The sequence below is a fragment of the Polaromonas sp. JS666 genome (genome assembly GCF_000013865.1).
Classification (GTDB): domain Bacteria; phylum Pseudomonadota; class Gammaproteobacteria; order Burkholderiales; family Burkholderiaceae_C; genus Polaromonas.
Map to the genome: position 1 here is coordinate 1,169,705 of NC_007948.1, position 14,369 is coordinate 1,184,073.

Here is a 14,369-nt window from a genome sequence, read left to right on the forward strand (position 1 = left end):
CGTCCGGTTTGCCGGCACGGCATTTTTTCAAAGACAAAAATGAACGCATTGATTTCCGTCTCCGACAAGACCGGTATCCTCGAATTTGCCCAGGCGCTGCATGCGTTGGGCATCAAGCTGATTTCCACCGGCGGCACGGCCAAGTTGCTGGCCGAGGCCGGCCTGCCGGTGACCGAGGTGGCGGAGCTCACGGGCTTTCCGGAAATGCTCGACGGTCGCGTCAAGACGCTGCACCCCAAGGTGCATGGCGGACTGCTGGCGCGGCGTGATGTGCCCGAGCATATGGCCGCCCTGAAAGCGCACCAGATAGACACGATTGACCTGCTGGTCGTCAACCTCTATCCGTTTGAGGCGACGGTGGCCAAGGCCGGCTGCACGCTGGAAGACGCGATCGAAAACATCGACATCGGTGGCCCGGCCATGGTGCGCTCGGCCGCCAAAAACTGGAAGGACGTGGGCGTGTTGACCGATGCCTCGCAGTACGCCGGGGTGCTGGACGAACTCAAGGCCGGCGGCAAGCTGACGGACCAGACCAAATTCGCCCTGTCGGTGGCGGCATTCAACCGCATCAGCCAGTACGACGGTGCCATCAGCGACTATCTCTCGGGCATTCAGGCTGATGGCACGCACAGCCTGTTTCCGGGCCAGGCCAATGGCCGTTTCATCAAGGTGCAGGATTTGCGTTATGGCGAAAATTCGCACCAGCAGGCCGCGCTGTACCGGGATTTGTACCCCGCGCCGGGTTCGCTCGTGACCGCCAAACAGCTGCAGGGCAAGGAACTCTCCTACAACAACATTGCCGATGCCGACGCCGCCTGGGAATGCGTCAAGAGCTTTGATTTCCTCAAGGATGGTGCCGCCTGCGTGATCGTCAAGCATGCCAACCCCTGCGGTGTGGCCGTGGGCAAGGATGGGCTGGAGGCCTACAGCAAGGCCTTCAAGACCGATCCCACATCCGCGTTCGGCGGCATCATCGCGTTGAACTGTCCTCTCGACGAGCACGCCGCGCTGCAAATTTCGAAGCAGTTCGTTGAAGTGCTGATGGCGCCGGCCTTTTCGCCCGAAGCGCTGGAAGTGTTCAAGGCCAAGGTCAACGTGCGGATTCTGCAAATTGACCTGCCGCCCGGCGGCGATACGGCGTGGAAGCAGGGCCGCAATTTGATCGACGTCAAGCGTGTGGGTTCGGGCCTTCTGATGCAGACCGCGGATAACCACGAGCTGGCCATCGGCGAGCTGAAGGTCGTCAGCAAGCTGCAACCGACGCAGGAGCAGCTGCACGACATGCTGTTTGCCTGGAAGGTCGCGAAATACGTGAAATCCAATGCCATCGTGTTTTGCTCGGGCGGCATGACGCTGGGTGTGGGTGCGGGCCAGATGAGCCGCATCGACTCGGCACGCATCGCCTCGATCAAAGCTGCAAATGCCGGCCTGACGCTGCAGGGATCGGCCGTTGCCAGCGACGCGTTCTTTCCGTTCCGCGACGGGCTTGACGTGGTGGTGGACGCGGGAGCGACCTGCGTCATCCAGCCAGGTGGCAGCATGCGCGATGACGAGGTGATCGCCGCGGCCAACGACCGCGAGGTGGTGATGGTGCTGACCGGCGTGCGGCACTTCAGGCACTGAGAGGCGTTTGCCTGGTCAGGAAAAGTGCTGGCACCGATTAAATGGGCGCCGTCAGCTATTGAATTGATAGCGGGTGGCGCGGGCCATTTTGATATTGGGGCCGCCGGCTCCGGAGCAGATTAATCCGCCGGGCATTCAGCGAAAGAGCGCCTCACCTCATGAGGCCAGTTCAGGCCCCGGCAAAAAACTTCGCCGCTGCATCCACCGTGGCCTCAATATCCGCCGCGCTGTGCGCCGAGCTGACAAAGCCGGCCTCGTACAGCGCCGGCGCGTAGTACACCCCGCTGGCCAGCATGGCATGAAAGAAGCGGTTGAAGGCCGGACCGTCGGTCGTCATGACCGTGGCGTAGTTTTGAGGCAGTTGCCCGAGCAGGAAAAAGCCGAACATGCCGCCCTCGCTGTCACCGCAAAAAGGCACGCCCGCCTTGTTGGCCGCCTGCGTGAGGCCTGCGACCAGACCGCGCGTGCGCTCTCCCAGTGCTTCATAAAACCCGGGTTTCTGGATCTCGCGCAAGGTGGCCAGGCCGCAGGCGGTGGCCACCGGGTTGCCCGACAGCGTACCGGCCTGGTAGACCGGGCCCAAAGGCGCCAGCTGTTCCATCACGGCGCGGGTTCCGCCAAAGGCCGCCAGCGGCATGCCGCCGCCAATCACCTTGCCCAGCACCGTCATGTCGGGTTTGAAGCCGGGAATACTTTTGGCGTACACGCTTTGCGCGCCACCGAGGGCCACGCGAAAGCCGGTCATGACTTCGTCAAACACCAGCAGCGCACCATACTGGGTGCACAGCTCGCGGCAACGCTGCATGAAAGGAATGCTGGCCCGCACGAAATTCATGTTGCCGGCGATCGGCTCGATCATCAGGCAGGCAATCGCGCTGCCATGCAGCGCAAAAGCTTCTTCCAGCTGGGCCAGGTGGTTGTATTCGAGCACCAGGGTGTGCTGCACTACCTCGGGCGGTACACCGGCGCTGGTTGGGTTGCCGAAGGTGGCCAGGCCGGAGCCGGCTTTCACCAGCAGGGCGTCGGCGTGGCCGTGGTAGCAGCCCTCGAACTTGATGATCTTGCTGCGTCCGGTCGCGCCGCGCGCCAGGCGGATGGCGCTCATGGCTGCTTCGGTACCCGAGCTCACCAGCCGCACCATTTCGAGGGACGGCACCAGGCGCACGAGCTCTTCAGCCAGTTCCACTTCGCGCTCGGTCGGCGCACCATAAGAGAAACCGTCCAGCAGCGCTTTCTGAACGGACGCAAGCACGGCGGGATGCCCGTGCCCCAGAATCATTGGCCCCCACGAGCCGATGTAGTCGATGTAGCGCTGGTCGTCGGCGTCCCAGAAGTAGGCGCCCTGGGCGCGCTGCACAAAGCGCGGCGTACCTCCCACGGCCTTGAACGCCCTGACCGGCGAATTCACCCCGCCGGGGATCAACTTTTTGGCGCGCTCGAACAGCGCGGTGTTGCGGGAGAGCTCGGGGGTGTGGGGCTTAATGTTTTGTGGTTCCATTGGGCGGCAGGTCAAAAGGAGGCTTGGATGTCAGTGCGGCATCGTCGGGCGTGTCGCCCGCTTCGTCTTCGGATTCTTCATCATCGACATCGGCCTGCGCCCAGAACAGGCGGTCAGGCACGATGTTGCCCATGCCGGGGTGAAAACCGGCATCCAGGCTGTGGTCCAGATAGGTCAGGGCTTCGGCGGTGGCCGCCTGCAGATCGTGGCCATTGGCCAGCAGGGCCGAGAGTGCGGCAGACAGCGTTTCGCCGGCGCCGGCAAATACCGCCTCAAAGCGCTCGAATTTTTCACTGTACAAAACGGCTTGCGGAGTCGCCAGCACGTTGTCGATGAACTGGTCGGGCAGGGGAATGCCGGTCACCAGCGTGTAGGGCACGCCCAGGTCGGCCGCAGCCTTGGCAATGTCGCGAGCCGAGGGGTTGCGCTCGCCCGGCCAGTCCGGCAGCAACCAGCGCCACAGGCTGCTGTGGTTGCCGACCAACACTGTCGTCTGCGGCAGCATCAACTCACGAAAGGCATCGAGGTAGCTGTCAATTTCGCTTTCGTCCCACCATGACAGGTTGGGCATGTAAGCGATAAGCGGTACATCGGCATAGTCGGTCGCGATCTCGGCGATGGTGCTGATGTTCTCCGGGCTGCCGACAAAACCGACCTTGATGGCCGACACCGGCATGTCTTCGAGTGCGGATCGCGCCTGGTCGGTGACAGCCTCTTCGTCGAATGAGAAATGGTCAAAAATCTCGGCGGTGTCGCGCACGTACGCGCCGGTGACGACAGCCAGTGGATGAGCCCCCGCCGAGGTGATCGCTGCGATGTCGGCCGTCAGTCCACCTGCTCCGCTCGGATCATTGGCATTGAAGGTCATGACGCATGCCGGAGACGCGTCGCTGTCCTCGGTTTGCAGTTGCCGGCTGTCCAGTGAAGAGGTGTTGGGGTTTGCCATAGGCTGCGATTTTGCCTTGTACGCGAATAAGCAACGCCGCATCGATACAATTGTTGCATTCTATTCGAAGGCAACTTAAGCTGTGACTCAATCAATGACGTGGATGTGTTTGATCTGTGGGTGGATTTATGATGAAGCTGCTGGTGCGCCCGAGCATGGCATTGCCCCGGGAACACCATGGGCCCAAGTGCCCATGAACTGGACTTGCCCGGAATGCGGAGCGCGTAAAGAAGATTTCGAAATGGTTCAGATATAGCCGTTTGGGCACCTGCCTGAACAGTCGCAACCCCGACCTGGTGTGCTAGCGTTCCGGGGTCCGCAAAAACAGGAGCAAAGGCAGTGAGCATTCCCAATTCCGGATTGAAGGTCCTGGTCATCGATGACAGCAATACGATCCGGCGCAGCGCCGAAATTTTCCTCAAGCAGGGAGGCCATGAAGTATTGCTGGCTGAAGATGGCTTTGACGCCCTCTCCAAGGTCAACGACTACGAGCCCGACCTGATTTTTTGCGACATTTTGATGCCTCGCCTGGATGGCTATCAGACCTGTGCGATTATCAAGCGCAACGCAAAGTTCTCGGGTGTGCCCATTGTGATGCTGTCCTCCAAGGATGGGGTGTTCGACAAGGCGCGGGGTCGCATGGTGGGTTCACAGGACTACCTGACCAAGCCTTTTACCAAAGATCAGCTGCTGCAGACCGTTCAGGAACTCGGCAGTGCAAAACAAGGAGTAGTTTGATGGCGATTAAGAAAATATTGGTAGTTGATGACTCCAAGACTGAATTGATGTTTCTGACCGATCTGCTGGTCAAGAATGGCTTCACTGTCAAAACCGCAGAAAACGCGGAAGACGCCTTTCGCCGCCTGGCCGAGGACAAGCCGGAGCTGATTCTGATGGATGTGGTGATGCCGGGGCAAAACGGCTTCCAGCTGACGCGCGCCATTACCCGTGACCCCCTTTATTCGGACATCCCCATCATGATGTGCACCAGTAAAAATCAGGAAACCGATCGGGTGTGGGGCATGCGTCAGGGGGCTCGCGACTACATCACCAAGCCTGTGGATGCTGATGAGTTGATGGCCAAAATCAAGGCCCTTGGCTGATCGACAGGCGTAAAACCAGAGCATGGCGAACAGACAAGCCCTCAGAGAGCTACAAACCCGGCTGGCCGACAGGTTGCAGGTTGCGCGAACGCAGGGCGTTGCTGCATCCTGGCTGGCTGTGGAGGCTGGCGGAAGGAACTACCTGTTTCCCCTGAGCCAGTCCGGTGAAATTTTTCCGTGGGTTCACACGCAGGCGGTTCCCTATACCCAGGCATGGTTTGCCGGCGTTGCCAATTTGCGCGGCGGCCTCTTTGGCGTGGTTGATCTGGCAAGTTACGTGAGCGGCGAGGCGCCGCCCCCGAAGACTGAACTTGCGCGCGCTGAGTCGAGGCTTGTTGCGCTCAATAGTGCGCTTGAAGTCAATTGCGCCCTGCTGATCGACAGACTGGCCGGCTTGCGCAAGCAGGATGCCTTCGTCGACTTCTCGGAAAAGGCGCCCGATGCGCCTGAATTTTTTGGCAACCAGTACGTTGACCTCAATGGTGCAAGCTGGCAGGAAATCAATCTTCAGTTGCTTGCCCAGCAAGCTCATTTTTTGACGATCGGCGCATAGCGCGCCCGTTTCTCCCGGAAGGCTCACCATGTCTGTTTTTGCAAGTATCCAGAAGCTGTTTAAACCGAAGTCTGTCCACCCAGAAGACAGCATGGACATGGCTTCCGTGGGTATGCCCGGTGACGCCCTTGCTTCCACTGTAGGAGGACTACCTTCTTTTAATGCCGCAGCCGCTCGCCAGATGGATGGCAACCAGGACGCCTTTGCGCCAAGCCGGGTGGCGGCAACCGAGGAGGGCGTGTCGGTGGAAAATCCCGACCAGCTTTCGCTGCCCCTGCTGGGTCGCCGCACCATAGGCCAGCACCAGCGAATCCTGGTGGGCTTGCTGGCTCTGGCGGTGGTGGTGCTGGGTACCGTGACCTTCCTGGCGCTGAACCAGGCCGACAAGGTCGCCCAGCAGGTGGCGGCAACCGGCCAGTCACTGATGCAGTCGCAGCGCCTGGCAAAGTCTGTATCGCAAGCCCTGGTGGGAAGTGCCCAGGCTTTCCCGGATGTGCGCGAAAGCTCCGACGTGCTGGCCAAAACCGTGCGCGGCCTGAAGTCCGGCGAGGACAGCCTGCGCCTGGCGCCTGTTGCCGAGGCATTGCAGCCCGACGTTGAAAAGGTCACGCCCTTCATGGAGCGCGCCGAGAAAAATGCGAAAACCGTGATGGGCCAGCAAAACATTCTGACGCAGGTGGGTAACGCGCTGCGCACCATCAACCGCCAGTCATCCGACTTGCTGGAAATCGCTGAAACGGTGTCCTCGCTCAAGCTTCAGCAAAATGCCGCGCCCGCTGAAATTTCTGCGTCCGGCCAGCTGGTGATGTTGACCCAGCGGATCGGCAAGTCTGCCAATGAGTTCCTGACCATGGAAGGCGTGAGCCCCGAGGCCGTGTTCCTGCTGGGCAAGGACTTGAACTCCTTCAAGGAAATTGCCCAAGGTCTGCAGGATGGCAGTCCTGAGCTGCGCCTGAGCGGCTCCAAAGACCCGCAGACCCGCGAGCGGCTGGAGGCTCTGATGGCGCTTTATGAGCAGACACGCGTGCAGGCGGGTGCCATTCTGGGCAATCTGCAGGGCCTGGTCTCAGCCCGTGAAGCCCAGTCTTCGATCATTGCTGACAGTGAACCGCTGCGCCGTGGCCTTGAGGAACTACAGGGCAAGCTGTCTTCGCAGACCGGCCTGGGCGCCGGGGCGTTGACGGTCCTGGTCATTGCGGCGGCCTTCGCGCTGCTGTGCGCGGCAGGTCTGGCCCGTTTGCAGGTGCAGGACAGCCAGCAGCGGCAGGCGGTGGCCGAGACGCAGCGACAGGAAGCCAAAAGCCAGGAACAGGACGCCAAGCGCGTCAATGACGCCAACCAGGCTGCCATTTTGCGCCTGATGAACGAGCTGCAGACAGTGGCTGAAGGCGATCTGACCCAGGAAGCCACGGTGACCGAGGATATTACCGGTGCCATTGCCGACTCGGTGAATTACACGGTGGAGGAGTTGCGCCAGCTGGTGGGTAACGTGCAGAACACGGCGACCCGGGTTGCACAGACGACGGCGCAGGTGGAAAGCACGTCCACGGAGCTGCTGGCAGCGTCGACCGAACAGCTGCGCGAGATTCGCGAGACCGGCCAGTCGGTGCTGGACATGGCGTCCCGAATCAACGAGGTGTCCACCCAGGCTCAGGAGTCTTCTCAAGTGGCCCGCCAGTCTCTGACAGCGGCTGAGTCAGGTTTGCAGGCGGTGCAAAACGCGATCGGCGGTATGAACTCCATCCGGGACCAGATTCAGGAAACTTCCAAGCGGATCAAGCGGCTGGGTGAGTCATCCCAGGAGATTGGCGAGATTACCGAGCTGATCTCGGACATTACCGAGCAGACCAACGTTCTGGCGCTGAACGCTGCCATTCAGGCGGCGTCAGCCGGTGAGGCCGGACGCGGTTTCTCGGTGGTGGCCGAGGAGGTGCAGCGGCTGGCGGAGCGTTCCGCCGATGCGACGCGCCAGATTTCGGCGCTGGTGAAAGCGATTCAGACCGACACCCAGGATGCGGTAGCCGCCATGGAGCGCTCAACGCAGGGTGTGGTCGAGGGGGCCAAGCTGTCCGATAACGCCGGTACGGCACTGACTGAAATTGACCAGGTGTCACGCCGTCTTGCCGATCTGATTGAGCAGATTTCCAATTCAGCCTCCCGGGAGGCCGCATCGGCCAACGTGGTGGCGGGCAACATCCAGCACATTTTTGCGGTGACTGAGCAAACCGGAGAAGGTACCCGCTCTACGGCCCAGCAGGTGCGTGACCTTTCCCGCATGGCGGAAGAGCTGCGCCAGTCAGTGTCCCGATTCAAGATCGCCTGATGACAACCTGTTGTGCGTTGACCGCAACCTCAGCCTCCGACACCGATTCCTGAACCGGCCCGTTATCTATGCAATCCAACGTCCCGAATTCAAAAACTGCCGAGTCTGACCTCGCTGTCAACGATCTGGGCCCGCTGGCTTGGGTGCTTGACGAACTTCGCAAGTCACTGGAAGGTGCAGCCAAGGCGCTGAAGCGCTTCGTGCGGGACGCCGAGGCTGCACGGGGCTCCGATCTCGCGGCGATTGACGCGAGCCAGTTGCGGATCGCGCGCCAGCAGTTGCATCAGGCTGTAGGTGCGCTGGAGATGGTGGGGCTGCCAGGGCCTGCGCTGGTGCTGCGCGCCATGGAGGCCGCGGTCCAGAAGTTTGTGCAGCAACCCGAGCAATGCAGCCAGGATGCCGCCGCGAAGATCGAGCGTGCCAGCTTTGCGTTGACGGAATACCTCGAAGGTGTGCTGGCGGACAAGCCCGTGTCTGCAGTTTCACTGTTCCCGCAGTACCGCGAAGTCCAGGAACTGGTGCGTGCGGACCGCATTCACCCTGCCGACCTGTGGCCGTTTGAGTGGCGCTGGCTCGAACCTGAACTGGCTGAGACGGCTGAACCGCGGAACTACGACAGCGGCGCGCGTGCCTTGCTGGACCAGTCGGTGCTCCAGCTCATGAAGGGCAGGGCGCCCGAGGCTGCGCGCAACCTCAAGGACTTGAGTCTTGGCTTTTCTGCCAGGCAGGCCGATCGCCAGCCCCGGATTTTCTGGAAAATTGCGGCGGCTTATTTTGAAGCTGTCGAGCATGATTTGCTGGCCACCGATCTGTATGTCCGGCGCGCTGCATCCCGGATATTGCTTCAATATGCCTCGCTGGGCAAAGGTGATGCCGCGATATCAGACCGCCTTGCGCAGGATCTGCTCTTTTTCTGCGCGCAGGCGGTCTCTACCCGGGCCGGTGACACCCCGGTTCTGTCCGCCGTCCGATCGATGTATGGTCTCAACCGGTTCAAGCCGGTGGACTACGAACTTGTTCAGTTTGGCCGCTTTGATCCGGCCCTGCTGGCTCAGGCGCGCAAACGGATTACCTCGGCCAAGGAAGCGTGGTCGTCACTTTCTGCCGGGGACGTCAGCAAGCTCAAGTCGGTTGGTGAGCAGTTCAGTCTGGTGTCTGACTCCCTGCTCAAACTTCATCCACCGAGCGCGCCTTTTGCGCAAACCTTGACCCGAGCGATCGAAACCACGACCCGCTCCGCCAAGCCACCCGGCATTGAACTGGCGATGGAGGTCGCGACCTCGGTCCTTTATCTGGAAGCTGCATTTGACGACCTGGATCCCAACGATCCCCAGTTGGCGGTGCGGACAACGAATTTGGCAGAACGCCTGGAAGGCGTCCGGGCGGGCGGTGAGTCTCAGCCGATGGAAAGCTGGATGGAAGAGCTGTACCGACGCGTCAGCGATAAGCAGACCATGGGCAGTGTGGTGGGCGAGTTGCGCGGATCTCTGGGCGAACTCGAAAAGGCACTGGATGTGTTCTTTCGCAATCCGCAGGACAGGACCGCCCTGCAGGCAGTACCCGGGCAGCTTTCCCAGATGCGCGGCGTGTTGTCGGTACTGGGTCTTGATCAGGCATCGCATGCAGTTTCACGCATGAAGGAAACCGTGGAGCAAATGCTTGTCACCGAAATTGACGAGCAACTGGCGCGGACTGCTGGCACATTTGATCACCTCGGTAATAACCTGGGTGCGCTGAGTTTCCTGATTGACATGCTCAATTACCAGCCGGTGCTGGCAAAAAAACTGTTTGTCTATGATGATGAAAAAGGTGAACTCAAGCCCCTGATGGGCCGGACGCAAAGCCCGCCGAGCGCCGCGTCTACCGTGACGGTGAACAGTGATCTGTTGTCGCGCGAGCTGATCTCGGTAGTGGAGGAGGCCGGGGTCGGCGCGAGCGATGAAAACCTCACTGGCAGACTGGACGCGCTGGCCACGCACGCGGCGCTGGCCGAGCAGCCTGCCCTGGCCCAGAGCGCCCGGGAGGCGGCGAAGGCGGTATCGGCCAACAATGCCGACGCCGCCGCTGTTGCGTTGACATCGCTGGCATCCTCGGTGATGCAGGCACCCGCTGCACCGGCCGGCCCGCTGGCTTCCGCAGATTTTGAAGAAGATGACCTGCGTGATATTTTCCTTGAAGAGGCGCGCGAGGTCGTCGGCAATGGCCAGGAAGCCCTTTTGGCGTTGGCAAGCGATTCCGGCGATGTGGCCCAACTGACGGTGCTGCGGCGCGCTTTTCACACGCTCAAAGGCAGTTCGCGAATGGTCGGGCTCAACGAGTTCGGCGAAGCAGCATGGTCGCTCGAGCAAATGCTCAATAGCTGGCTGGCGGACCAGAAAACTGCAACCGATGAGTTCAAGAGCCTGGCCACGGAGGCCATGACCGGTTTTGCGAAATGGATTGAAGATATTGCCGCGAACGAGGATGCTGCGTGGTCCGCCTCAGCCTTCCGCAGCAGCGCTGACGCCATGCGCACTGCCGGTCACTACGCCCCCTTGAACCTGTTTGCCCCGGCCGAAGTGCCCAGCTCTGCCGTAACCGTCGATGACACGGCGATGGCTGGAACGCTTGAATTGCTGGAACTTCAACTTGAATCGGGCGTCCCCGATCTTGCCGGCACTGGGGCGCCTGCCGACGCGGCTGTCGTTGAGTCTCCTTTTGAGTTCAATCTCGACTTTGACGATGCCATGGATGCCGCAGCGCCAGTTACCGCATCTGCAATGGATATCGAAGGTATTGATTTCGACAGCCTCTCGGCGCTTTCTGCGGGTAGCGGCGCGCCAGCTGATTCCACCGCTCATCCGGTTGAGGATGAGTTTCTGAGCGTGTCGCTTGAGCCGGAGTCTGGGCAGGCGGTTGAATTGTCGGTGGAGGATTTTGACAAGCACTTCCATCTGGACACTGTGGACGCCGTAGAGGTTGTGGAGATTCTGACGCCCGATCAGGCCATGCCTGCCGGGTTTGAATTCCCATCCGCCGAACTGGTTGCGACCTTGCCTGAGGCGGTGGATGCCGCGGGGATATTCGAGGCGCTTGAGCCTGCCCCGTCGCAATTTGATGAACTTCCGGATGCGCAGGAAATTGCGGCGTTTGAGGATTCCCTCAGTGGCCTTTTGCAGGTCGACGGCAATAGTGATGAGCAAGTCAAGGTCATTGGGGCGCTGCGCATAGGCATTCCTCTTTACAACGTCTATTTGAACGAGGCCGATGAGTGGTCGCGCCGACTGGTGATGGAAGTCGCCGAATGGGTGATTGAGCGCAACCAGCCGGTCAGTGATTCCACGGTGGCGCTTGCCCATTCCCTGGCGGGCAGCTCTGCGACGGTCGGGTTCCATGCATTGTCGGAAATGGCCCGGGCGCTTGAGCATGCACTGCAGCAGTCGCAGGCTCACCACCGCAATGGCGCAGCCAAGTATGGCCAGGTCTTCGTGGACGCGGCGGAAGACATACGCCGGTTGCTGCACCAGTTTGCCGCCGGCTTCCTCAAGGAGGCCGACAGCGGTGTGCTTGAACGCTTGCGTCAACTGGACTTCTTCGACTCGGTTCTGCCGCCCGCGGGCGAATTTTCCGAACTTGAGTTCCCGCCTGAAGCCCCACCGGCGGAGGAGGTCGGCATTGAACCGGCCCAACCGCTGGAAGCTGAAATCCCGGAAGCCACCCTGGCGGCAGCATCCGCTCCGGATGCACCGCCCCCGGCGCCCGCAGCAGTCATTGCGACGCCAGTACGGCTGGTGCCATCGGCGCCTGGTCTGGTGACGGCTGCGACCCGGGCCTCGATTGCTGCCGCAGCCTCTGCGTGGCGGGATGAGGAAGCTGAAGACGATATTGACGCGATCGATGCCATCGATCCGGATCTGTTTCCGATTTTTGAAGAAGAAGGCGCAGAGCTCATGCCCCAACTGGGCGGCGCGTTGCGGCAATGGGCAGCCCGGCCCGACAACCAGGGCGCGCGCATGGAGGTTCTGCGCGCACTGCATACCCTCAAGGGCAGTGCGCGTCTGGCGGGTGCCTTGCGTCTGGGTGAAATGGCTCACCGGATCGAATCGGAAATCGAGCATCTGGGCTCCGACGCGGCCGCCACCCAGGAATTCGAACCGCTGCTGACGCGTTTTGATGCGATGCAGGCCACTTTTGAAGACTTGCGACGTGCTGATGCCGCGGCGGCGGCCGTACCCTTGCCTCCGCTGGCTGCCGTTGAGGCGCCAGCCGAGGCAGCCGCCCCTGTGGCGTCAACGATTGCGCAGGAGGCCCGGCAGCCCCTGGCTAAAGAGCCAGCCGTCGCTGGTACAAGTACCAGCGCCAGTGCCGGAAGAAAACTGGCAATTCCCGCGCCGCAAGCCATGGCCATGCAGCCCCTGCGCCAGGCGGCAACAGCTTCCATCCGTGTGCGGTCCCAGTTGCTTGACCGGATGGTCACCCAGGCGGGTGAGGTCATGATCACGCGGTCCCGCCTGGAAGCCGAACTCGGCCAGTTGCGCGGTTCGCTGAATGACATGAGCGGGAACTTGAACCGCTTGCGCCAGCAACTGCGCGATATTGAATTGCAGGCTGAAACGCAGATGCAGTCGCGCCTGGCGCAGGCCAAGGAGGCTCAGGCCGGGTTCGATCCGCTCGAGTTTGACCGGTTCACCCGCGTGCAGGAGTTGACGCGCATGATGGCCGAGTCGGTCAACGACGTGGCGACCGTGCAGCGTACCCTGCAGCGCACCGTTGAAGCGACCGAGGATGACCTGATTGCCCAGGCCCGCCAGACCCGCGAATTGCAGCGCGACCTGCTGCGCACGCGCATGGTGGAGTTTGAGGGGATTTCCGAGCGTCTTTACCGCGTGGTGCGGCAAGCGTCCAAGGAAGCCGGCAAGCAGGTGAGGCTGGACCTGCTGGGCGGCACCATCGAGATGGACCGTGGCATGCTGGACCGCATGACACCCGCGTTCGAGCATTTGCTGCGCAACTGCGTGGTACACGGTATTGAAAACCCGCAGGTACGTGCCGAGGCCGGCAAAGACCCTGTGGGCCTCATTACCGTTCATCTGCGCCATGAAGGCAACGACGTTTCGGTGGACTTCAGCGATGACGGCGGGGGCTTGAATCTGCAGCGCATCCGCGAGAAGGCCGTGAGCCTCGGGCTGGTGACGCCAGAGCAATCCCTGGATGACCAGGAAGCCGCCAACCTGATTTTCACGGCTGGTTTTTCGACGGCCGCGCAGGTGACCGAACTGGCCGGACGTGGCATCGGCATGGATGTGGTTCGCGCCGAGGTGAATGCACTGGGCGGCCGGATTGAAACCTCTACTGTCTCCGGCAAGGGGACACACTTCAAACTGGTGCTGCCGCTGACTACTGCGGTGACCCAGGTGGTGATGATTCGCGCCGGCAAACAGGCGGTGGGGGTGCCCGCGAATGTGGTGGAGACCGTGCGCCGCGCTTCGGCCAAGGAATTGCAGCAGGCGTATAACAGCGGCACGCTGGAGGTCGCTGGCGAGGCCGTTCCTTTCTTCTGGTCGGGCGCATTGCTGCAAGCCTCGCCCCACAGCAGCGAGACCCAGGGCAAGACTACACCGGTGGTCATTTTCCGAAGTGCGGCCCAGCGCATGGCCTTGCATGTCGATGAAGTGCTGGGCAACCGGGAGGTCGTGGTGAAAAACCTGGGGCCGCAGTTGTCACGCCTGCCGGGTTTGGCTGGCATGTCTGTGCTCGCTTCGGGAGCCGTCGTGCTGATCTATAACCCGGTGGCGCTGGCTTCTGTGTATGGCCAGCAGGCGCGAGCCTGGAGCACGGACCGGGCGGAGCCACACATGCTTGAGGAGCTGGGCAATGGTGCCGACAAGGCGGCTGCACTGCTGCCTGCCGCGCCGCAAATTCCCCTGATCCTGGTGGTTGATGACTCGATTACCGTGCGGCGCGTCACGCAGCGCCTGTTGCAGCGCGAAGGCTACCGGGTGGCCATGGCGGCCGACGGCCTGCAGGCCCTCGAACGGTTGCAGGAAGAGCGGCCTGCGGTGGTCCTGTCGGATATTGAGATGCCACGCATGGATGGGTTTGACCTGGCGCGCAACATCCGCGGGGATGTCCGCCTCAACAGCCTGCCCATCATCATGATCACTTCACGGATTGCCGAGAAGCATCGGGAGCATGCCAAGGAGCTGGGGGTGGACCACTACCTGGGCAAACCTTATTCGGAAGAAGAGTTGATGAGCCTGGTGCGCCATTACTGCGCAGCAGACATCCCGGCGTCTGCATAAAGAGGCGGTATTTCCCATGCCGGAAGGGCGTGGGATGCTATC

Annotated in this window: 9 protein-coding genes; 7 read left to right on the top strand and 2 right to left on the bottom strand. The window is 61.4% G+C overall.

Features of this window, described 5'->3' with window-relative positions; translation table 11 throughout:
- Nucleotides 1-39 precede the first annotated feature (39 nt).
- Nucleotides 40-1,623: a bifunctional phosphoribosylaminoimidazolecarboxamide formyltransferase/IMP cyclohydrolase gene (gene purH / locus BPRO_RS05595; protein WP_011482086.1), complete on the top strand. Its 1,584-nt coding sequence runs from the start codon at nt 40-42 to the stop codon at nt 1,621-1,623.
- A 169-nt stretch (nt 1,624-1,792) separates the two neighbouring features.
- On the opposite strand, the gene hemL is transcribed toward purH, so the two are convergent.
- Nucleotides 1,793-3,121 (bottom strand): glutamate-1-semialdehyde 2,1-aminomutase, encoded by a 1,329-nt coding sequence (gene hemL, locus BPRO_RS05600; RefSeq protein ID WP_011482087.1) that lies wholly within the window; start codon nt 3,119-3,121, stop codon nt 1,793-1,795.
- Entirely contained in the window at nt 3,102-4,067 is a 966-nt protein-coding gene (locus BPRO_RS05605) for a bifunctional hydroxymethylpyrimidine kinase/phosphomethylpyrimidine kinase (RefSeq protein ID WP_049764071.1), read from the bottom strand. Before BPRO_RS05605 ends, hemL begins: the two co-directional genes overlap by 20 nt.
- An 82-nt stretch (nt 4,068-4,149) precedes the next feature.
- On the opposite strand from BPRO_RS05605, the gene BPRO_RS28430 reads away from it, so the two are divergent.
- From BPRO_RS28430 to BPRO_RS05630, 6 genes are all read left to right on the top strand, one after another.
- Entirely contained in the window at nt 4,150-4,323 is a 174-nt protein-coding gene (locus BPRO_RS28430) for a rubredoxin (RefSeq protein ID WP_011482089.1), read from the top strand.
- 83 nt (nt 4,324-4,406) lie between these two features.
- Nucleotides 4,407-4,805, top strand: coding sequence for a response regulator (locus BPRO_RS05610; RefSeq protein ID WP_011482090.1), 399 nt, complete (start codon nt 4,407-4,409; stop codon nt 4,803-4,805).
- Nucleotides 4,805-5,170 (top strand): response regulator transcription factor, encoded by a 366-nt coding sequence (locus tag BPRO_RS05615; protein WP_007864987.1) that lies wholly within the window; start codon nt 4,805-4,807, stop codon nt 5,168-5,170. Before BPRO_RS05610 ends, BPRO_RS05615 begins: the two co-directional genes overlap by 1 nt.
- 22 nt (nt 5,171-5,192) lie before the next feature.
- Entirely contained in the window at nt 5,193-5,723 is a 531-nt protein-coding gene (locus tag BPRO_RS05620; RefSeq protein ID WP_011482091.1) for a chemotaxis protein CheW, read from the top strand.
- 28 nt (nt 5,724-5,751) lie between these two features.
- Nucleotides 5,752-8,046, top strand: a complete 2,295-nt coding sequence (locus tag BPRO_RS05625) for a methyl-accepting chemotaxis protein (RefSeq protein WP_041388431.1) — start codon at nt 5,752-5,754, stop codon at nt 8,044-8,046.
- A gap of 68 nt (nt 8,047-8,114) precedes the next feature.
- Nucleotides 8,115-14,327 carry a hybrid sensor histidine kinase/response regulator gene (locus tag BPRO_RS05630; RefSeq protein ID WP_011482093.1) on the top strand — a complete coding sequence of 2,071 codons (6,213 nt, stop codon included), beginning with the start codon at nt 8,115-8,117 and terminating at the stop codon, nt 14,325-14,327.
- The last annotated feature ends 42 nt before the right edge of the window (nt 14,328-14,369 follow it).

Coding starts and splice junctions, on each gene's coding strand:
- purH (WP_011482086.1), top strand. CDS start 40: ATGAACGCATTGATTTCCGTCTCCGACAAGACCGGTATCCTCGAATTT.
- hemL (WP_011482087.1), bottom strand. CDS start 3,121: ATGGAACCACAAAACATTAAGCCCCACACCCCCGAGCTCTCCCGCAAC.
- BPRO_RS05605 (WP_049764071.1), bottom strand. CDS start 4,067: ATGGCAAACCCCAACACCTCTTCACTGGACAGCCGGCAACTGCAAACC.
- BPRO_RS05615 (WP_007864987.1), top strand. CDS start 4,805: ATGGCGATTAAGAAAATATTGGTAGTTGATGACTCCAAGACTGAATTG.
- BPRO_RS05620 (WP_011482091.1), top strand. CDS start 5,193: ATGGCGAACAGACAAGCCCTCAGAGAGCTACAAACCCGGCTGGCCGAC.
- BPRO_RS05625 (WP_041388431.1), top strand. CDS start 5,752: ATGTCTGTTTTTGCAAGTATCCAGAAGCTGTTTAAACCGAAGTCTGTC.
- BPRO_RS05630 (WP_011482093.1), top strand. CDS start 8,115: ATGCAATCCAACGTCCCGAATTCAAAAACTGCCGAGTCTGACCTCGCT.